Below are 19,640 nucleotides of genomic sequence, written 5' to 3'. Positions count from 1 at the left end.
CAACAACCTCCGCGGGGCGGAACGCCCCGCCCCGCCCCGAAACCCCGCACAGCGTAGGATTTTCCTATGCAGCTGAACGAGACGCGCGCCTGGAACCGGTTCTATGCGCCGGGCACCCCGATCGACATCGAACCCGTCACCGGTTCGCTCAGCGACCTGCTCGATGAGCGCGTCGCCGAATGGGCGGAGCGCCCAGCGATCGCCTTCTTCGACCGCACGGTGAGCTACCGCGAGCTCGGCGACCGCGTCTCGCGCACGGCGAACGGCCTGCGCGAGCTGGGAGTGAAGGCGGGCGACCGCGTCGCCCTGATCATGCCGAACGCGCCGCAGCACGTCATCGCGTTCTATGCCGTGCTGCGGCTGGGGGCGGTCGTCGTCGAGCACAACCCGCTGTACACGCGCGACGAGCTCGAGGTGCAGTTCCGCGACCACGGGGCGAGCATCGTCATCACCTGGGACAAGCTCGTGCCGACGCTGCGCGCGCTCCCCGACGATGTGCGCCCGCGCGACATCATCTCCGTCAACGTCACGACCGCGATGCCCCTCTCGATGCGGTTCGCGCTCGGGCTGCCGATCGCCAAGGCCCGCGAGTCCCGCGAGAAGCTGACGGCTCCCGCCCCGGGCACGATCCCGTTCGCGAAGCTCGAGAAGAGCGCACCGCTGGCCGCGTCGCACCCGCGCCCCGCAGCATCCGATCTGGCCTCCCTGCAGTACACGTCCGGCACGACCGGAACCCCCAAGGGCGCCATGATCACCCACTCGAACCTGTGGTCCAATGCCCGTCAGGGCGGCGCATGGATGCCGGAGTTCACCCGTGGCGAGGGCCGCATCTACGGTCTGCTGCCGATGTTCCACTCCTTCGGCGTGCTGCTGTCGGTCATCTACTCGGTCGAGACCGGTTCGTGCGCCGTGCTGTTCCCGACGTTCGACCCCGCGCTGGTCGAGAAGGCGGCGAAGAAGTTCCCGCCGACGTTCGTGCCCGCTGTGCCGCCGATGTTCGACCGTCTCGCGCGCGTCGCGAAGGAGGGCAAGCTGGATCTCTCCGGCGTCGTCTACGCGATCTCCGGTGCGATGACCCTGACCCCGGCGGTCGTCAAGCGCTGGGAGGACCAGGCGGGCAGCATGCTCAACGAGGGCTACGGCCTCACCGAGACGAGCCCCGTGGCACTCGCGAACCCGTTCACCGATCACCGCAAGATCGGTGCGATCGGCATTCCCTTCCCCTCGACCGACATCAAGGTCGTCGATCCGAACGAGCCGACCCGCGAGGTTGAACTGGGTGAGTCCGGTGAGCTGCTGATCCGAGGCCCGCAAGTTTTCCAGGGCTACTGGAACCGTCCGGAGGAGACCGCGGCGACCCTGCTCGAGGGCGGCTGGCTGCGCACGGGCGATCTGGTCGTGCAGGACGAGGACGGCTTCGTGACCGTCGTCGACCGCAAGAAGGAGATCATCATCACGGGCGGCTTCAACGTCGCACCCAGTGAGGTGGAGCAGGTCATCGCGACGGTTCCGGGTGTTGCGGCATCCGCCGTCGTCGGCATTCCCCGCGGCAGCGGAGCCGAGGTCGTCACGGCGATCGTCGTGCTCGAAGAGGGGGCGACCTTCGACGAGGATGCGGTCCGTGCCGTGGTGCGCGAGCACCTGGCCGAGTACAAGCGTCCGAGCGCCTACACCGTCTGGGAGGAGCTGCCCACCTCGCTCATCGGGAAGGTGCTGCGCCGCACGGTGCGCGACACGCTCATCGCCGACCGCAAGGCGACGCGCGCGATCGAGGACTGACCCGAAAGCACGAAGGGGGCGCACCGGTTCGACCGGTGCGCCCCCCTTCTCGTTTCGTGGGGTCAGGCGGGGACGGATGCCTCGGCTGCGGCCTCGTCGGAGTCCGCCGTCGTCGCCGCACCGCGCTTACCGCGGTAGGCGGCGACGGCCAGGGCGATGCCGATGAGTGAGGCCAGCGCGACGAACGCGCCGACGCCGCGGAAGCCGAGCAGCGCGGACGAGCCGCCGTCGGCCAGGTCGAGGCCGGCGAGGGCGCCGTAGATGCCGACGGCCAGCGAGGTGCCGACGCAGCCGGCGACCTGGAACCCTGTGCTGATCGCGGTGATGCCGTGCGGGGCGAGTTCGCGGTCGAGGCTGGCGAGCGCGAAGGTCTGTGCGGGGCCGACGACGAACGCGGTGCCGAGCACGGCCGGGATGTAGAGCAGCGCGAGCAGGACCACCGAGCCGCTGCCGGCGGTAATCACGACGAGCGCGACGAAGACGGCCATCACCAGGTAGCCGAGCGCGATGCTCACGCGTCCGCCGTGGCGGTCGAAGAGGCGTCCGGCGATCGGGCCGAGAACCACGGTGAGAAGGATGCTGGGGGCCAGGGCCAGCGATGCGCCGAGGGGTTCGACGCCCTGCGCGGACTGCAGGAAGATCGGCACGACGACGTTCATCGCGAAGACGAAGAGCAGACCGAGCATGGTCATGAGCATTCCCAGTACGAAGGGCGTGTTGCGGAACGGGCGCATGTCGATCAACGGGTTCGAGATGCGGTTCTGGCGAACCACGAACAGCACGAGAGCGGCAAGGCCGACGATCATGGCGCCGATCGCGATGAGCAGAGACCCCTCGAAGACGGTGGAGACTCCGTAGAGCAGGCCGACGAGGCCGATGGTGATGAGCAGGAAGGAGACGACGTCGAGCACGGGGCGGCCGAGTTCGGCGACGTTGCGCAGCAGCAGGGCGCCGAGGATCAGGACGATCATCGAGAGCGTGCCGAAGACCCACATGAGCAAAGGCCAGGGGGCGATGGTCAGCAGCATGCCCGACAGCACGATCGCCAGCGACGGGCCGAGGGTCGTCATCGCGGCCATGATGCCCATGGCGAGGCCGAGCTTCTTGCGCGGCGCCACGGTCAGCGTGATGTTCATGCCGATGGGGGTCAGAAGTCCCGTGCCGATCGCCTGCAGCAGACGGCCGACGAGCAGCACCTCGAAGCTCGGGGCGAGGGCGCCGATGATCGAGCCGACGACGAGGAACGCGACGGTGATGACGAACAGCGGCCGCGTCGAGAAGCGGTGGTAGAGCACGTTCGCGACGGGAACGAACACCGCGGCGACGAGCAGGTAGCCGGTCGCGAGCCACTGCACGGTGCCGACGGTCACGTCGAAGTCGCGCATGATCGGGGTGAGCGCGACGTTGAGGAACGTCTCGTTGAAGGTGGCGAGGAACGCGGCCGCAGCGGCGACCGCGATCATCCCCACCGCCTGACGGGGTGTGCGCGTGGGCACGGAGGAAGACGACAAGAGGGGCTCCTGACACGGGGTGGACGGACGGTGCGCGGTTCGACCGTGCCGTGTCAGAAGCTGCCGCAGTGGGGACGTTCGTCGTGTCGTGTCATCGAATGCGTCATTGCGGCTCGAGGCCGTCGTCCATTGTATCGGCGCCCTTCCTGAGAAATCAGGAAAGCGGGACTCAGGATCGGTCGAGAACGAAGCGGGGCCGGGCGGCGAAGACGCCGAACAGGGCCTGCAGGCTCATGGTCACGAGCAGGATCACGAGCGATGGTGCCCAGCTGCCCGTGCTCGCCTGCACGGCGCCGAACAGAGCGGGACCGATCGCGGCGATGGCATAGCCGACGGCCTGCGACATCCCGGACAGGGCGGATGACGTGCTGGCATCTCGGGCGCGTTCGGCCATGAGGGTCAGGGAGACGCCGAGGGACATCCCCGAGAAGGTGCCCAGCGGGATGACCCAGAAGCCGATGAGGTCGGGCAGGAGCATGAGCCCGATGATCCCGGCGATGCCGAGCAGGGGGAGGGCCGCAGGGGTGATGCGGGCGCCGCGGCCGCGCATGGCGGCGGCGATCGCGAGCGAGCCGACGAGCGAGAACACCTGGTAGACCATGACATCGATGCCGGCGAGCGTGCTGTCTCGGCCGGTGTCGAGCGACATGGTCGCGATCCAGGTGACGAGCACGTAGAAGGTGGTCGATTGCACGCCCATGTATCCGGCGACCTGCCAGGCGACGGGGTCGCGCCAGATCGCGGCGCGGGATGCCGCGGTGCCGGCCGCATCTCGGGTGCGCGCCTCGTGGCGGATGACGGACCACCAGGCGAGGATCGCGATCGGGGCGAGGGCGCCACCGGTCACGAGCAGCGACAGTCGCCACCCGGCTCCGGCATCGGCGCCCGTAGCATCCGCGATCGGAACCGCAAGACCCGATGCCACCGCACCCGCGCCGCCGAGGATCGCCGAGTACACGCCCATCATCAGTGGCACGCGCAGCGGGAAGTCTCTTTTGATGACGGCGGGCAGCAGCACGTTGCCGATCGCGAGGGCGATGCCGATGAGTGCGGTGCCGACCCAGAGCCACATGCTCGAGCCGGGGATGGAGCGGACGATGACGCCGAGGGTGAGCAGGCCGAGGGCCGCGAGCACCGCGGCGCCGAGGCCGAGGCGGCGGCCGAGTCCGTGCGCGAAGGGCGAGACGACCGCCCAGGTGAGCAGCACGATGGTCGAGAGCGACCCGAGGAGCGCGAGCGGGATGCCGGTGTCCCCGGCGATCCGGTCGATGACCGGCCCCACCGCGGTCACCGCCGGACGCATGAGCGTCGCGACCAGGCACAGCGCGACGATCCCGAGCCAGTGTCGAGCCCTCATGTGCGTCCTCTCTCCGCGCGAACGCGCAGTTCCCGTCGCACTTCCTGTCGCGTGCCAGTGTGGCACGCCGACAGAAAGTGCGACGGGAACGAGTGTGTCAGGCTGAGGCCTGCTGCGTGGCGCCCGAGTTGGTCTTCGCGCGCTGGATCTCACCGTAGATGTGGTGGCGGAGTTCGACGAAGCGCGGGTCGGAGCGCGTCGTGAGCTGGTCGCGCTCATCGGGCAGGTCGATCGTGATGTCGTCCTGCACGACGGTCGGCCGGTTCGACAGCACGATGACGCGCTGGCCGAGGTAGACCGATTCGTCGATGTCGTGCGTGACGAACAGCACGGTGACGCCGAGGTCCTTCCAGATCTTGCGCACGAGGTCCTCGAGGTCGGCGCGGGTCTGCGCGTCGACCGCGGCGAAGGGCTCGTCCATCAGCAGGATCTGCGGGCGGTAGGCCACGGCGCGGGCGATCGCCACGCGCTGCTGCATGCCGCCGGAGAGCTGCCACGGGTACTTGTCGCCGGCATCGGCGAGGCCGACGGCGACGAGGGCCTCCTGCGAGATGCGACGACGCTCGGCCTTCGCGATGCCCGCGCTCTTCAGCGGCAGCTCGACGTTGCCCTGCACGGTCATCCACGGGTACAGGCTGCGCCCGTACTCCTGGAAGACGACGGCCATCGTCTTGGGCGGGCCGGTGATGGCCTTGCCCTCGATCTCGAGCCGGCCCGCGGTGGGCGGCAGGAGCCCGGCGATGCACTTGAGCAGCGTCGTCTTGCCGGCGCCGGATGGGCCGACGATGCAGACGAGCTGCCCCTGCGGGATCGAGAAGGTCAGGTCGCGGATGGCCTCGACGGCCTCGGCCTGCGGCGTGGGTGCCGGGTAGACCTTGCGAAGACCCTCGACGAGGAGGACGGGGGTGTTGTTGTCAGGACTCACGCTGCACTTCTCTCAATCCGTGGTACCAGCGAAGGATGTAACGCTCGGCGTAGCGGAAGATGACCGCGAGGGCGAGGCCGAGCAGGCCCAGAACCAGGATGCCGCTCCACATTTCGGGGACGGCGAAGTTCCGCTGGAACTGGACGATGGTGAACCCGAGGCCCGCGGAGGTGTACCAGAGCTCCGAGATGACCATGAGGATCAGGGCGATGGACAGGGACTGGCGGACACCGGCCATGATCTGCGGTGCCGCGGCGGGCAGCGTCAGGTAGCGCAGCCGGTCGAGCCGGCCGAGTCCGTAGCTGCGGGCGGTCTCGCGCTGCACCTCGTCGGTGGCGCGCACGCCCTCGACGGTGTTCAGCAGCACGGGCCAGAGCGATCCGAAGATGATCACGAACACCTGCATGCGCCAGTTCACGCCCATGACGATCATGAGCAGGGGCAGCAGGACGGGCGGCGGGATCGCGCGGAAGAACTCCAGGAGCGGTTCGAGCAGGCGGCGGACGGTACGGAAGGATCCGATCAGGATGCCGAAGACCACACCGAAAGCGATGGAGCCGATGACTCCCAGGCTGAGGCGGCCGATGCTCGGCAGCACGTCGCGCTGGAAGCGCTCCCCGAACCACGTCTCGAAGAACGTCGTAACGAGCTCCGGCGGAGTCGGCACGTAGAAGCTCGGGTTGACGACCGATGACATCCACCACAGGGCGATGAGGATCGCGGGCAGCCCCAGCAGGAACAGGACGGACTTGAGGAACTTCATCCCATCGCCTCGATTCGTACGGAGGTGTGCCAGGCGAGCACGCGCCGCTCGACGAAGCGGGCGACGAGGTTGATGGCCACGCCGATGAGTCCGGCCGCGACGATCAGCGCGTACATGCTGAGGGTGTCGCCGCCCTCTCGTGTCTCGGCGATCTGCTTGCCGAGTCCGGGGGATCCGATGAGCATCTCGGCCGTGATGGCGAGGACGAGGGCGACCGCCGCGGCGAGGCGCAGACCCGTCATCAGGTAGGGCAGCGCCGTCGGCCAGACGACGTGGCGCACGCGCTGCAGGCGGCTGAGCCCGTAGCTGCGGGCGGTCGCGTCGGCGACCGGGTCGACGTCCTTCGCTCCGTAGATGACCTGCAGCAGGATCTGCCAGAACGCGGCGTAGACGATCAGGAGCAGGCTGGACTGCATCTTGGTGCCGAACAGCAGCACCGCGAGCGGGATGAGGGCCACGGAGGGCACAGGCCGCAGGAACTCGATCGTGGAGTGCGTGAAGCGCTCCATGAAGCGGCTCGATCCGATGATGAAGCCGAGCACGATGCCGGCGATCGCGGCGATGAGCAGGCCCACGAACCAGCTGGTCATGGTGTCGCCCACGTCCCGCCAGAAGGCCTTGTCGATGACGTATTGGCCGAAGCGCACGAGCACGTCGCTGGCGGCGGGGATGAAGCGGGAGTTCACCAGGCCCGAGCGGGAGGCGATCTCCCAGATGGCGAGGAAGCCCACCACGCCCACGAGGCCGAGCAGCGCTCCGCTGTTCTTGCCCACCCAGGAGGTGCGGCGGCCGAGCCGCCGCACCTCGCTGTGCGTGTTGATGACTGCGGTCACGGCAGCAGGTTGTCGAAGTCCGGCTCGGCCTTGAGGACGCCGTACTCCTGGGCCGCGGCGGCGAGCTTCTCGATCGAGGCGCGGTCCATCTCGGTCGGGAACGTGGGCATCGTGATCTCGGCGAGGACCTCGGGCGGGGTTGAGGTGTAGGTGGCCATGACCTCGCGGACGACGTCGGGGTTCGCGTCGGCGAACTCGAGCGACTTGGTCATCGCGGTCTGGAACTTCTCGAGCAGGTCAGCGTCGATGCTGTTGAGGGAGAAGTAGGCGGCGATGTCGAGGTTCGTGTCGAAGTCGGCGTAGGCGTAGGTGATGACGTCGAGGCCGGCGTCCAGAGCGCTCGTGACGAACGGCTCGACGACGAACGCGGCATCGACCTGGTCGTTCTCGACGGCGGCGATCGCGTCGGGGAAGGGCACCTCGACGAAGCTGATCGTGGACGAGTCGGCGCCGTTCTCATCGACGACCGAGCGCACGACGGTGTCGTTGATGTTGCCGACGCTGTTGGATGAGACCTTCTTGCCGGCGAGGTCGGCGGGCGAGGAGATTCCGGAGCCGGGCTTGGCGATGACCGCGCCCATGTCCTTCGTGGTGTCTCCGGTCGTGCCGACAGCGGCCGAGACCATCTGGATGTCGAGGCCCTGGTCGGCCGCGACCATGAGGGAGAGCGTGTTGCTGAAGCCGAAGTCGTAGTCGCCGGAGACGACGGCGGGCACGATCGCAGCGCCGCCGGTGGCGGTCTCGATCGTGAGGTCGAGGCCCTGCTCCTCGAAGAAGCCCTCGGCCTCTCCGACGTAGAGGGCGGCGGTGTCGGCGATCGGGATGACGCCGACCGTGATGGGCGTCAGGTCCGCAGAGCTGCCGCTGTCGCCGCCGGATCCGGTGGCCGGGGCATCCGAATCGGTGCATCCGGTCAGTACGAGTGCGCCCGCGGTGATCGCAGCGAGGGCGAAGATGCCTGCCTTTTTCATGTCACTCCGTCGTGTCGGCGGACGGCCCCAATGCCATCCGATGACCCGACGCTACTCACGAGCCGATGACGCTGTCAATTCTGTTTACGAAATTGATAACAATCCGCGAGAGGGGCGTCAGAGGGGAACGGGGACGGCTTCGGCGAACTCCTTCAGAGTCGCGATGACGCTGCCGACGTGAATCTCCATCGCGGCACGGGCACGGGCGGGGTCGCGCGTGCAGACGCCCTCGATGATCTCGAGATGCTCGGGCAGCGATGTGCTGGGCCGCCCCGGCACGAGGAAGAGTCGGAACTGATGGCGCACCATCTGCCCGTTGAGCTGCTCGAGCACCCGATCGGCAGCCGCATGCTCGGCGATCTCGCGCACCGTGGCGTGCAGGGCGACGTTGAGCTCCGAATACCGCATCAGCTCATGACCGTCGATGGCCTCGACCATGTCGGTGCCGATCTGACGCAGCACCGCGATCTGAGCATCCGTCGCCCTCTCGGCCGCCCGAGCGGCGACGAGACCCTCGACCGATTGGCGGATCTCGGTGATCTCGACCGCTTCGGCCGGGGAGATCTCGCGCACCCGCGCACCCCGGTTCGGGGTGAGTTCGATCAGCCCCTCCGCCTCGAGCTGGATCAGGGTGTTGCGCAGCGTGAAGCGGCTGGCTCCGAACTCGGTGGCGAGATCCGCTTCGATGAGGCGCTGGCGCGGGGCGTAGACGCCCCGCAGGATGGCGTCGCGCAACTGTGCGCGCACGTCGGTCTTGTCAGGCATCGGCGTTCCTCTCAAGGGCGGCAAGATTGTTGACAATGTAGCCGATGAGCGTGCGGTTGGCGATGGGTGGTTTCGTCGAGCGTCAGGACTTGCGGGAGCGACAATGCGAGCCCGCGCTCAGCGCGCGGAGCCGACGGGCTCCTCGGTCGGAGCATCCTGCGCCGGGATCCCGAGGTCGGCCTTCTTCGCGGCCGGGATGCACGCGGCGATGATCGCGGCGACGACCGAGACCCCGGCGCCGAGGATCAGCGCGGTGCGGAAGCCCCATTCGGTGGGAACCGCGGTTCCGCCGAGGTCGGTCGTCATCTGTGCCAGCACGAGTCCGATCACGGCGGCTCCGGTCGTCGTGCCGAGCGAGCGCATGAGCGTGTTGAAGCCGTTCGCGGCTCCGGTCTCGCTGCGTGGGACGGCGCTCATGATGATGGCGGGCATGGCGCCGTAGGCGAAGGCGACACCGCTGTTGATGACGATTCCGGTGAGCAGCAGGCCCCAGGTGCTGCCCATGCCGACGAGGCCCACGCCGTAGCCGGCGGCGAGGATCGAGACGCCGAGCACGAGGGTGAACTTGGGCCCGCGCGTGCGGATCAGGCGGCCGCTGACGGGGGAGAGGAGCATCATCATGAGGCCGGCAGGAGCCATCCACAGGCCCGCGGCGAGGATCGACTGGCCGAGGCCGTAGCCGGTTCCGCTCGGCAGCTGCAGGATCTGGGGCATGACGAGCATGCTCGCGTACATGCCGAAGCCGACGAAGATCGAGGCGATGTTGGTCAGCAGCACGCGGGGTCGTGCGGCGGTGCGCAGGTCGACGAGCGGATCGGTCGTGCGGGTCTCCCAGAAGCCCCAGAGCACGAGCACGATGACCGCGAGGGCGAGCAGCCCGAGTGTGAGGGGCGAGGCCCACCCCCATTCGGAGCCCTTCGAGACCGCGAGGATCAGGGAGACGAGGCCGATCGCGAGGCCGATCGCACCTAGGCCGTCGAAGCGCTGGCCGGCGGCGCCGGCGGCGGTGACGGGGATGAAGCGCCAGATCGCGAGGGCGACGAGCAGGGTGACGGCGGCTCCGCCGACGAAGAGGGTGCGCCAGTCGGCGAACTCGATGACGGCCGCCGAGACGGGCAGGCCGATCGCGCCGCCGACACCGAGCGTTGCGCTGACCGTGGCGATCGCCGAGGGGAGGCGGTCGGTCGGCACGAGGTCGCGCAGCAGGGCGATTCCGAGGGGGACCATTCCCGATCCGAGGCCCTGCAAGGCGCGGCCGGTGATCATGATCTCGACGTTCGGGGCGACGGCGCAGACCAGGCCGCCGAGGATCAGCGGAACGGCGAGCACGAGGATCATGCGCCGTTTGCCGAAGAGATCGCCGAGGCGGCCGGAGATCGGCACGGCGACGGCGGCGGTCAGCAGCGTCGCGGTGATGATCCAGGCGGTGTTGGCGGGTGAGGTGGCGAAGATCGCGGGCAGCTGCGGGATGAGCGGGGTCACCATCGTCTGGGTGATGGATGCCGCGATCCCGGCGAGCGCGAGGACTCCGACGATGAATCCGGTCTTCGGTACGCTCTCTGTCCTGACCACGAGGCCCCCTCAACGTCCTTGATATGCACTATGCACAACGTAGGTATGTTACACATCGGCGATAGGATCGAGTAATCGGAAGGCAGGTCATGGAACGCCGCATCGGAGACATCGAGTACGAGCAGATGATGCTCAGTCGCTACACGATCGCGCACCACCGCAGCGCGCGCGGCATGGACCGCAGCGTCTATCTGCTGTTGAGCGGAATCAGCATCCATGGTCCGATGTCCATCTCCGAGCTGAGCGAGATGCTCCGTCTCGACGCGTCCACGCTGCAGCGCCAGACGGGCGCGGCCATGCGGGCCGGATTCCTCGAGCGCAAGCCGGATCCCGAGGGCGGTCTGGCGCGGAAGTTCGTGCTCACCCCCGAGGGCGAACAGCGCCTCGTCGCGGTGCGCGATCGCTCGGTGGATGCTCTCGGAAAGATCCTCGGCGACTGGTCGGATGACGACGTCGACCGCTTCGCCGAACTCCTGCACCGCTTCAACGCCTCGATCGAGGACTACCGCGCCGATCCGCGCGACTGATCCCCCGAGTGCAAAACGCTCCCGTCGCACTTTCTGTCGTGCGTCGAGGCGACGCGCCGACAGAAAGTGCGACGGGAGCGGAGGCTCGAGCCGCAGGGGCTCAGCGCTGCTGCACGCCCAGTTCGTCGAGCGGCGTCTTGTACGTCTCGCGGCCCGTGCCGATCGCGATCGCCGAGATGACGCAGGCCAGGGTCGTGTAGGCCGCAGCCGGCCACCAGGCGTCGCCGTTGGCGGTGGAGATGGCCTGAATGATGACGGGCGAGAAGCCGGTCAGCACGAGGCCCAGCTGCAGGCCGACGGCCATGCCGGTCACGCGGTAGCGCACGTTGAACAGCTCGGCGAAGTACGAGGGGTACACGGCGTTCGTCGCGGCCAGGGCGATCGAGACCGTCAGCAGCACGCCGATGAAGATCATCGGGATGTTCGCCTCGCCGACGGCCCAGAAGAAGAGCCAGACGGCGACGGCGCCGAGCAGGTTGCCGCCGATGAGTACGGGCTTGCGGCCGATCTTGTCGGCGAGCGAAGCCATGAGCGGCTGGGTGATGAGCGCCACGACGTAGCCCATGATGACGGCCCACAGCATGACGTCGGCGTCGATGCCCACGACGTTCGTGGCGTAGGTGAGGCCGTAGACGGGGACGGTGGTGCTGATGACGAGCAGGAAGGATGCGAAGATCAGGCGCACGACGTCCCACGGCTGGTGGCGCAGCACCTCGCCCAGCGGCACCTTCGCGGTGGTGCCGGACTCCTTCTCGATCGTGAACGCCTCCGTGTCGCGGACGGTGCTGCGGATGATGAGGCCGACCACGAGGAGCACGGCGCTGAGCCAGAACGGCACGCGCCAACCCCACGCGAGTAGCTGGTCGTCGGGGAGGGCGGCGACGCCGATGAAGGCGAGGGTTGCGAGGATGTAGCCGACCCAGATGCCGTTGACGGCCCAGGAGGTGTAGAGCGAGCGGTGCTTGTCGGGGGCGTGCTCGAGGGTGAGCGAGGTCGCGCCGGCGAGCTCGCCGCCGACCGACAGGCCCTGGCACAGGCGCAGAGCGACGAGCATAATCGGCGCGAGGATGCCGACCGTGTCGTAGGACGGCAGGCAGCCGATCAGGAACGTGGCGACGCCCATGACGAGGAGCGTCAGGATCATGATGTTGCGGCGGCCGAAGCGATCACCGAGGTGCCCGGCGATGAATCCGCCGAGCGGGCGGGCGAGGTAGGCCACGCCGTAGAGTCCGAGGGAGTAGAGCAGGCCGGTGGCGCCGGCGTCCGCGAAGAAGACGCGGGCGAAGACGAGGGCGGATGCCGACGCGTAGATGTACATGTCGTAGTACTCGAGCGCGGAGCCGATGAAGCCCGCGAGAGAGGAGCGCTTGCTCTGGTTGCCCGGGGCTCGCATACTCGCGGTCTCGGGAAGAATTCCTGTCTTCATCGACATGGTGCCTCAATCGTTGGGGTGCGGACTGTTTCCGATTTAAGCGATAGTAGAACCTCTTTGCGTAAGAAGCAATCCCTGGTAGCTTCTTTTGCGTGATACGCAAAGAAGCGCCACGGGTGGAGTCCGTCCACCGTGCCCTCGTCCTTTTGAAGACGATCATCGACCACGGCTCGCTCGGCGTGACCGAGGCCGCCGCTCTGCTCGACGTCAACGCCTCCACCGCGCAACGGCTGCTCGCCACGCTCGTGCACGACGGCTTCGCCGTGCAGAGCCCCGACCGCCGCTACTCAGCCGGCCCCGCTCTGACGAGCCCCGGACTCTCGACGCGCATCCCGCAGCTCACCGACCGTCTGCGCCCCGCGCTCGAGGCGCTGTTCGACCGCTCCGGAGAGACCGTGCACCTCGCGGCGCTCCACGGTACCCGCGTGTTGCACCTCGACGGCATCGAGGCCCGCACGCACACGCTGCGCTTCGGGCTGCGCGTCGGCGTCTGGTTGCCCGCGCACGCCACCGCCGGCGGCAAGGCGCTGCTCGCCGATCTCACCGATGAAGAGATCGTGCAGCGCTACGCGGATGCCGCAGGCCTCCCTCATGCACGGACCGATATCGATATGCCGGCGCTTCTCGAGGATCTCGCCGAGGTGCGCACGACCCGGATCGCCTCGAACCTCGCCGAGAGCGAGCCCGGCATCGCGGCGCTCGCCACGTCGATCGGCGAGGTCGGCGGTCACCGCATCGGGCTGAGCATCGCGCTGCCGATCGCCCGGTACACGCGCGACGATGCCGACCGGTGGGCGCAGGATCTGCGCGAGGTCGCCGAGGCAGTGCGATCGCGGCAGCGCTGAGACGCGGCATCCGGGGATCTCCTTCCACCGGGAGCCGGTGATTTCAGCGCCCCGAAATGCTGGCAATCACGATTCCGAGTCGTGTCCCCGAGCGTCCATGGGACAGGCTGGATGAGGCGATCAGCGCAGCGGCGCGCGGATGCGGCATCCTGTCGCCCCGCGCCATGCACCGTCGGCTCCCGCCGGCACGACCCGGGATTGTCATGCCGTTCCTCACCCTGCTCCTGCTCGCCCTTGGCGTCTCCGCCGATGCCTTCGCCGTCGCCCTCGGCAAGGGGCTCGCGCTGCGCCGCGGCGTTCTGAAGGGAGCGCTCGTCCTCGCGATCGCCTTCGGATTCTCGCAGGCGCTCATGCCGCTGATCGGATGGATGCTGGGGAGTGCGTTCTCCGACATCATCGACCCGATCGACCACTGGATCGCCTTCGGTCTGCTGCTCGTCATCGGCGGGAAGATGCTCTGGGAGGCGCTGCGCGGCGGTGATGGCGACACGGTCGACAGCGAAGAGGCGTTCTCGGTGCGGGAGGTCGTCATGCTCTCGATCGCGACGAGCATCGACGCGCTCGCCGTCGGTGTGAGCCTGACGGTCTTCGACATCAACATCTGGTTCGCGATCGCCGTGATCGGGCTCGTCACCTTCGCCCTCTCGTTCGTGGCCGTGCTCATCGGGCACCGCGTGGGCACCCGGTTCCGGAAGCTAGCTGAGATCGTCGGCGGGCTCGTGCTCGTCGGCATCGGTGTCAGCATCCTCATCGAGCACCTGGGCTGATCGCATCGCCCTCTCCGGCCTCCGTGCGGTGAGAATGGGGGCATGAGCTTCGACGCGATCACCGAGACCGACCTGCGTGCGGCGGGCAGCCTGAAGTGGACGATGTTCCCCGACGCGATCGGCGCCTTCGTCGCCGAGATGGACTTCGGCGTCGCTCCGGTGATCCGGCGGGCGATGACGGATGCCGTCGATGCGGGCCTCACCGGATATCTGCCCGCGCACCTGGACGCCGAGCTGCGTGCGGCGACGGCGGACTGGTACTCCGAGCGCTACGGCTGGCGCTTCGGCGCCGACCGGGTGAAGCTCGTGCCCGATGTGATCGCGGCCTTCGAGTTCGCGCTCACCCGTTTCACCTCGCCGGAGGGTGCGGTGATCGTGCCGACGCCGGCGTACATGCCGTTCCTGTCGGTGCCGCCCAGGCACGGCCGCCGCGTGAGCGAGGTGCCGAGCCGTGAGGTCGATGGCCGCTGGGTCATGGACCTGGATGCCGTCGCTCAGGCCTTCGCCGACGGCGGGGAGCTGCTCGTGCTCTGCAACCCGCACAACCCGCTCGGCACGGTCTTCACGCGCGATGAGCTCGGGGCGGTCGCGGAGGTCGTCGAGCGGGCCGGCGGCCGGGTGTTCTCGGATGAGATCCACGCGCCTCTCGTCTACGGCGACGCGCAGCACGTGCCCTACGCCTCGGTTTCCGCCTCGGCCGCCGCGCACACCGTGACCGCGGCATCCGCTTCGAAGGCGTGGAATCTCGCCGGTCTCAAGTGCGCGCAGATGATCTTCTCGGATGCCGAGTCCGAAGCGCTCTGGCAGGCCGATGGCGGATGGCTGGGGCATGGCACCGCGACGATCGGTGCGGTCGCGAACCTCGCCGCTTACACGGCGGGCGCGGGCTGGCTCGACGATGTGCGCGACTACCTCGACGGCAATCGGCGGATGCTCGAGCAGCTCGTCGCCGGGATTCCCGGTGTGCGCCTGACCGCGGTCGAGGGCACGTACATCGCGCTGCTGGACTTCCGGGAGACCGGACTGACCGGCGATCTGGGGGAGTGGTTCCGCGAGAATGCCCGCGTCGCGATGACGGACGGCGCCGCATGCGGCGAGGCCGCGATCGGATTCACCCGGTTCGTGTTCGCCATGCCCCGCCCGCTCCTGGGCGAGGCGCTCGGCCGCATCCGCGAGGCCCTCGCCGCGCGGTGACCGTCCCGCGCGGGATCAGACCGTTTCGGAGCGCTTCTGACGGAACGGGCGCGCGGGGGTGCTCGGGCCGTCCCAGACGGTGATGATGCCCCAAGCCGCGGCGGCGAGCGGCACCGAGAGCACGGCGCCGACGATCCCGCCGAGGATCGTGCCGGCGGTCAACGCGAGCAGGATGACCAGGGCGTGCAGCTTGAGGGAGCGGGCCATGACGACCGGCTGCAGGAAGTTGCCCTCGAGCTGGTTGACGAGCACGACGATTCCGACGACCACGAGCGCCTCGATCGGCCCGTGCGTGACGAGCGCGACGAGGGCGGCGAGGATGCCGGCGGCGGTCGCGCCGACGAGGGGGATGAATGCCGTCAGGAAGACGATCACGGCGAGGGGCACGGCCAGCGGGATCTGCAGGATCGCGAGGCCGATGCCGATGCCGATCGCATCGGCCGCCGCGACGATCGACGTGCCGCGGATGTAGCTGCCGAACACCTCGACGGCCTTATCGCCGACCCGGCGGGCGCGGGCGTACGCCTGGCCGGTGAAGGGGCGCAGCAGGAACTCCCAGATGCGCGGCCCGTCCTTGAGGAAGAAGAACAGCACCACGATCATCAATGCGAGGCCGGTGAAGAAGCTGGCCGTCGCCGAGACACCGGCGAGAGCGCCCTGGCCGAACGAGGCGCTGGTGAGGAAGCCCGTGACGGTCGACCACACGTCATCGAGATCGATCGCCTCGATGTCGAAGGGGAGCGTCTGCACCCACGCCGCCACCTGCACGAAGCCCTCGGTGGCGGAGGTCGCCAGGTCATCCCACTGGGTCCGCACGGTGAGCACGATGATCCAGATGATGCCGCCGAGAACCACGATGATCCCGATGAGTGCGATCCACGTGGCGAGGATCGAGGGGACGCCCCGCTTGCGCATGAGATTCACGACCGGGTGGATGGCGCAGGCGAGGATCAGCGCGATTGTGACGGGGATGAACACGAGCGAGAGCTGCGTGATCGCGAAGACGACGATCGCGACGAGCGCGAGGACGGCGAGCGTCTGCAGGCTGCGCGTCGCGGCGAGACCGAATCCACGGGACCACAGGCCCGGCTCGACAGCATCCGATTCATCGCGGATTTCGGCGGGAATCTCGATTCGGCGGAAAAATCTCATGTCCGGTGCCTCCCCTGGTGGCGATTGAACGTCGCTCAGCAAACCTAACAAAAGGATGCTGCGGCACCTCCGAACCATTGACGTGCATGCATCCGGTGGTCTAGCTTGCTTAACGTCAGACATCTGACATCCCGAGTTGCAACGCTGCATCTCGTTCCCTTCCGGGAGCGACGGTCAGCGTCGCCGACCCCCGGAAGGAACAGGATGATCACGTCTCCCCGCCGATCCTCTCGCCGAGCACTCGTGCTTGCGACCGCACTGCTGATGGGGGTGAGCGGCGCGCTGATCCCCCTCTCCGCCGCGACCGCCGCCGCACCCGATCCCGACTTCGACATCGCTGCTCCCACGGGCGGTGCCGGCTCGTACACCGAGCAGCAGCTCGCCACCAATGGGCAGGGCGGGTTTCCGAACTACCGCATCCCGGCGCTGACCGTCACGAACTCCGGCGACCTGCTCGCCTCGTACGATGGTCGCCCGACCGGGGCCGATTCGCCCGGCCCGAACTCGATCCTTCAGCGACGGTCCACCGACAACGGCCTCACCTGGGGTCCGCAGGAGGTCATCGCGGCCGGCAGCACGAGTGCCCCGATCGAGGGATACTCCGACCCGAGCTACATCGTCGACCGTGAGACCGGTGCGATCTTCAACTTCCACGTGAAGTCCTACGACCAGGGCTTCTGGGGCTCGCAGCCCGGCACCGATCCCGCCGACCGCAACGTCGCCCACGCGAACGTCTCCGTATCGACCGACGACGGCCACACCTGGACCGAGCGCACGATCACCGCCGAGATCACGGGAGACCTCGACGTGAAGTCGCGGTTCGCGGCATCCGGCCAGGGAATCCAGCTGCGCTACGGCCCGTGGGCGGGCCGCCTCGTGCAGCAGTTCACGTTCCTCACCACGAGCGGCCAGGTGCAGGCCGTGTCGGTCTACTCCGACGACCACGGCGAGACCTGGCAGGCCGGCACGCCCTTCGGCACCGGCATGGATGAGAACAAGACCGTCGAGCTCTCGGACGGCCGCGTGATGATGAACTCGCGCGACTCGGCCAGGTCTTACTACCGAAAGGTGGCGTACTCGGAGGACGGCGGCGTCACCTACGGGCCCGTGACCCTCGACACCGACCTGCCCGACCCGACCAACAACGCTTCGATCCTGCGCGCCTACCCCAACGCTCCGCAGGGGTCGGATGAGGCGAAGGTGCTGCTGTTCTCGAACTCGGCATCCCAGGTCGAGCGCGAGAACGGAACCATCCGCATCAGCTACGACGACGGCGACACCTGGTCGATCTCGCGGGTCTTCCAGCCGGAGGGCATGGGGTACTCGACCCTCGCGACGCTCGCTGACGGAACGGTCGGCATGCTCTACGAGCCCAACCGTGGCAACGGCGGCATCCGCTTCGCGAAGTTCGACCACGACTGGCTGCTCGCTGCGCCCAGCGCCACCCCGGGCGGCTTCGAGGTCACCTCGTCGCGTGTGACCAGTGCGACTCCCGCGGGCGGCTGGAAGGTCGGCGACGTCGTCGCGTACGAGTTCACGGTGACGAACCTGTCGGCATCGAAGACGACGATCTCCCCGGTCGGCACGGGGCTGACGAACTTCGATCCGGCGGATGCCGCGCAGAACTGTCGCTACCGCGACCTGCCGGCGCGCGGGTCGTACACCTGCCCGTGGGCGAAGCATACGATCACGCAGGCCGACCTCGACGCGCAGGCGTTCGTGCCCACCACGACGTGGACATCGACCTCGGGCTCCACCGTGACCACCGTCGAGCACACCGGCCCGGGCGTGTACTTCGGCACGGCCGGAAACATCTCGGTCGTCGGCTCGCACACGAACCCGCAGGAGACCTACGCGGTCGGCGACGTGCTGCGGTTCTCGTTCACGGTGCGCAACCTCTCGACCGCGGCGACCGCCGTCGTGCCGACCGGCGACCTCGCCGGCTTCGACCCGGAGAACTCGGCGCAGAACTGCCGTTACCGCTCGCTGCCGGGCGAGCAGTCGTACACCTGCACCTCGGCCTCGCACGTCGTGACGCAGGCCGATCTCGACGCGGGCTCGTACGCGCCGTCGACGACGTGGACCTCGACCTCGGGTTCGAGCGTGACGCGCATCGACCTGGATGCTCCGGCGGTGCAGCTGCGCTGAGTCCTGCACGAGTCCCGCCGGTTGCCCCCTCGGCCGGCGGGATTCGTGTGTTCCGGACCGAAAGTGGTGCGGAAAACTGCATTGGGGTGTAAAGTTGGACTGTGATCCAAACTTAGACGCTTCCGCCGTTCTCGAGGACGGTGACGGAAGGAGGGGGACCTCGATGGCAGAGGGGGCGCGCGACTGGGGACGCGACGACCATCGGGCTCATTGGGTCACTCATCATTGTGGCCGCCTGGGGAGGCGGCCACAATGATGCCGCACTGCACGTAGCCTGGTTTATTGGAGCGGATGAGGAGAGGTGCGCGTGCCTGAAGGACTGCGTGAGCGCAAACGCCGTCTCACCCGACGCCGGATAGAGCAGGCCGCTGTCGAGCTGGCCTATGACAACGGCATCCAGAGCGTCACCGTCGATCAGATCTGCGAAGCCGCGATGGTCTCGCGCAGCACGTTCTTCAACTACTTCCCGGCGCTCGACGAGGCGATCTTCGGAACGGCGCTGGAGTACGACCCCGCGCTGACCGAACGGTTGCTCACGAAGTACAGCGACGCCCTGGTGATCGCGGCGTCTCTGATCGTCGCCGAGTCTGTGCGTGGCGCAGAGGACGATGATGTCACGCAGCGCCGCCTCGCGCTCTTCGCCCGCGAGCCCGGCACGACGACCGCCGTTTCGTGGTCGAGCGAGGAGAGCCGTGAGGGCCTCGTCGACGTGGTCGCCGCATGGCTGGAAGCCCATCCTGACCTGAAGAAGATCCCGGGCATCGGCACGACCGCGGAGGCGCGCGTCATCGTCGAGCTGTGCATCTCGCTCGGCGAACAGGCGATCCCTGAACTTCATGAGGAGAATGGTCGGCTCCTTCTCGACGAGGAGGCCTTCCGGCGGGCCTACCGACGCCTCGGCGCGCTCCTGAAAGACGCGGTCTGATCACCTGAGATCGTCCTTCGGCGCTGCGCGGAAGAATCTGTGCATTCGAATGGAACGCTTGACCTTCGTGGAGACCGCGGCCAAGATCTTCAGCAACTGAATCGGCCTGACTTTCGTTCCTATCGGGAGCCTTGTCCGGCAGGGGCCGGGTGGGCTGATTCCAGGCCAGCGTAA

At 68.1% G+C, this 19,640-nt stretch carries 17 protein-coding genes; 7 read left to right on the top strand and 10 right to left on the bottom strand.

From position 1 onward, the window contains the following. Window positions 1-66: 66 nt before the first annotated feature. Window positions 67-1,779, top strand: coding sequence for a long-chain-fatty-acid--CoA ligase (locus ACWAUG_RS06975; RefSeq protein ID WP_460801963.1), 1,713 nt, complete (start codon window positions 67-69; stop codon window positions 1,777-1,779). Between the two features lie 62 nt (window positions 1,780-1,841). Here the strand turns inward: ACWAUG_RS06975 and ACWAUG_RS06970 are convergent, their stop codons facing one another. From ACWAUG_RS06970 to ACWAUG_RS06935, 8 genes are all read right to left on the bottom strand, one after another. After that, window positions 1,842-3,275 carry an MFS transporter gene (locus ACWAUG_RS06970; protein ID WP_460801962.1) on the bottom strand — a complete coding sequence of 478 codons (1,434 nt, stop codon included), beginning with the start codon at window positions 3,273-3,275 and terminating at the stop codon, window positions 1,842-1,844. A gap of 184 nt (window positions 3,276-3,459) precedes the next feature. After that, on the bottom strand, window positions 3,460-4,647 hold the full coding sequence (locus ACWAUG_RS06965) for an MFS transporter (protein WP_460801961.1): 1,188 nt from the start codon (window positions 4,645-4,647) through the stop codon (window positions 3,460-3,462). Window positions 4,648-4,744: 97 nt separating this feature from the next. Next, window positions 4,745-5,572: an ABC transporter ATP-binding protein gene (locus tag ACWAUG_RS06960; protein WP_298040414.1), complete on the bottom strand. Its 828-nt coding sequence runs from the start codon at window positions 5,570-5,572 to the stop codon at window positions 4,745-4,747. Continuing rightward, complete coding sequence (locus ACWAUG_RS06955) at window positions 5,562-6,335, bottom strand: ABC transporter permease (RefSeq protein WP_298040412.1); 774 nt, start codon at window positions 6,333-6,335, stop codon at window positions 5,562-5,564. The genes ACWAUG_RS06960 and ACWAUG_RS06955 overlap by 11 nt, the downstream gene beginning before the upstream one ends. Further along, a complete protein-coding gene (locus ACWAUG_RS06950) occupies window positions 6,332-7,168 on the bottom strand; it encodes an ABC transporter permease (RefSeq protein ID WP_298040410.1) in 837 nt (278 codons plus the stop codon). The genes ACWAUG_RS06955 and ACWAUG_RS06950 overlap by 4 nt, the downstream gene beginning before the upstream one ends. Further along, a complete protein-coding gene (locus tag ACWAUG_RS06945; RefSeq protein WP_460801960.1) occupies window positions 7,165-8,139 on the bottom strand; it encodes an ABC transporter substrate-binding protein in 975 nt (324 codons plus the stop codon). The genes ACWAUG_RS06950 and ACWAUG_RS06945 overlap by 4 nt, the downstream gene beginning before the upstream one ends. Before the next feature lie 117 nt (window positions 8,140-8,256). Continuing rightward, window positions 8,257-8,904 (bottom strand): GntR family transcriptional regulator, encoded by a 648-nt coding sequence (locus ACWAUG_RS06940; protein ID WP_460801959.1) that lies wholly within the window; start codon window positions 8,902-8,904, stop codon window positions 8,257-8,259. 117 nt (window positions 8,905-9,021) lie between these two features. Further along, on the bottom strand, window positions 9,022-10,476 hold the full coding sequence (locus ACWAUG_RS06935; RefSeq protein ID WP_460801958.1) for an MFS transporter: 1,455 nt from the start codon (window positions 10,474-10,476) through the stop codon (window positions 9,022-9,024). Between the two features lie 89 nt (window positions 10,477-10,565). On the opposite strand from ACWAUG_RS06935, the gene ACWAUG_RS06930 reads away from it, so the two are divergent. Then, the gene (locus ACWAUG_RS06930) at window positions 10,566-11,003 is read left to right on the top strand and encodes a MarR family winged helix-turn-helix transcriptional regulator (protein WP_460801957.1); all 438 of its coding nucleotides are present in this window, start codon (window positions 10,566-10,568) and stop codon (window positions 11,001-11,003) included. Window positions 11,004-11,103: 100 nt separating this feature from the next. Here ACWAUG_RS06930 and ACWAUG_RS06925 read toward each other — a convergent pair whose 3' ends face one another. Next, window positions 11,104-12,435, bottom strand: coding sequence for an MFS transporter (locus ACWAUG_RS06925; protein ID WP_460801956.1), 1,332 nt, complete (start codon window positions 12,433-12,435; stop codon window positions 11,104-11,106). Window positions 12,436-12,551: 116 nt separating this feature from the next. Between ACWAUG_RS06925 and ACWAUG_RS06920 the strand changes: the two genes are divergently transcribed. The 3 genes from ACWAUG_RS06920 to ACWAUG_RS06910 are packed head-to-tail and all read left to right on the top strand — an operon-like array spanning window position 12,552 to window position 15,241. Continuing rightward, on the top strand, window positions 12,552-13,280 hold the full coding sequence (locus ACWAUG_RS06920) for an IclR family transcriptional regulator (RefSeq protein WP_298040399.1): 729 nt from the start codon (window positions 12,552-12,554) through the stop codon (window positions 13,278-13,280). A 56-nt stretch (window positions 13,281-13,336) separates the two neighbouring features. Further along, window positions 13,337-14,047, top strand: coding sequence for a manganese efflux pump MntP (locus ACWAUG_RS06915; RefSeq protein ID WP_298040397.1), 711 nt, complete (start codon window positions 13,337-13,339; stop codon window positions 14,045-14,047). Window positions 14,048-14,089: 42 nt separating this feature from the next. Further along, window positions 14,090-15,241, top strand: a complete 1,152-nt coding sequence (locus tag ACWAUG_RS06910) for a MalY/PatB family protein (RefSeq protein WP_298040396.1) — start codon at window positions 14,090-14,092, stop codon at window positions 15,239-15,241. A 15-nt stretch (window positions 15,242-15,256) separates the two neighbouring features. On the opposite strand, the gene ACWAUG_RS06905 is transcribed toward ACWAUG_RS06910, so the two are convergent. Continuing rightward, window positions 15,257-16,393 carry an AI-2E family transporter gene (locus ACWAUG_RS06905; protein WP_460801955.1) on the bottom strand — a complete coding sequence of 379 codons (1,137 nt, stop codon included), beginning with the start codon at window positions 16,391-16,393 and terminating at the stop codon, window positions 15,257-15,259. A gap of 204 nt (window positions 16,394-16,597) precedes the next feature. Between ACWAUG_RS06905 and ACWAUG_RS06900 the strand changes: the two genes are divergently transcribed. Together ACWAUG_RS06900 and ACWAUG_RS06895 are read left to right on the top strand one after the other, a co-directional pair. After that, entirely contained in the window at window positions 16,598-18,541 is a 1,944-nt protein-coding gene (locus ACWAUG_RS06900; protein ID WP_460801954.1) for a sialidase family protein, read from the top strand. Window positions 18,542-18,848: 307 nt separating this feature from the next. Further along, window positions 18,849-19,466, top strand: coding sequence for a TetR family transcriptional regulator (locus ACWAUG_RS06895; protein WP_460801953.1), 618 nt, complete (start codon window positions 18,849-18,851; stop codon window positions 19,464-19,466). Window positions 19,467-19,640 lie beyond the last annotated feature (174 nt).

The organism is Microbacterium sp. GXF6406, from assembly GCF_054798215.1.
This window is presented reverse-complemented; position numbering and strand designations above follow the sequence as displayed.

Coding starts and splice junctions, on each gene's coding strand:
- ACWAUG_RS06965 (WP_460801961.1), bottom strand. CDS start 4,647: ATGAGGGCTCGACACTGGCTCGGGATCGTCGCGCTGTGCCTGGTCGCG.
- ACWAUG_RS06905 (WP_460801955.1), bottom strand. CDS start 16,393: ATGAGATTTTTCCGCCGAATCGAGATTCCCGCCGAAATCCGCGATGAA.
- ACWAUG_RS06955 (WP_298040412.1), bottom strand. CDS start 6,335: ATGAAGTTCCTCAAGTCCGTCCTGTTCCTGCTGGGGCTGCCCGCGATC.
- ACWAUG_RS06900 (WP_460801954.1), top strand. CDS start 16,598: ATGATCACGTCTCCCCGCCGATCCTCTCGCCGAGCACTCGTGCTTGCG.
- ACWAUG_RS06940 (WP_460801959.1), bottom strand. CDS start 8,904: ATGCCTGACAAGACCGACGTGCGCGCACAGTTGCGCGACGCCATCCTG.
- ACWAUG_RS06925 (WP_460801956.1), bottom strand. CDS start 12,435: ATGTCGATGAAGACAGGAATTCTTCCCGAGACCGCGAGTATGCGAGCC.
- ACWAUG_RS06945 (WP_460801960.1), bottom strand. CDS start 8,139: ATGAAAAAGGCAGGCATCTTCGCCCTCGCTGCGATCACCGCGGGCGCA.
- ACWAUG_RS06910 (WP_298040396.1), top strand. CDS start 14,090: ATGAGCTTCGACGCGATCACCGAGACCGACCTGCGTGCGGCGGGCAGC.
- ACWAUG_RS06975 (WP_460801963.1), top strand. CDS start 67: ATGCAGCTGAACGAGACGCGCGCCTGGAACCGGTTCTATGCGCCGGGC.
- ACWAUG_RS06930 (WP_460801957.1), top strand. CDS start 10,566: ATGGAACGCCGCATCGGAGACATCGAGTACGAGCAGATGATGCTCAGT.
- ACWAUG_RS06915 (WP_298040397.1), top strand. CDS start 13,337: ATGCTGGCAATCACGATTCCGAGTCGTGTCCCCGAGCGTCCATGGGAC.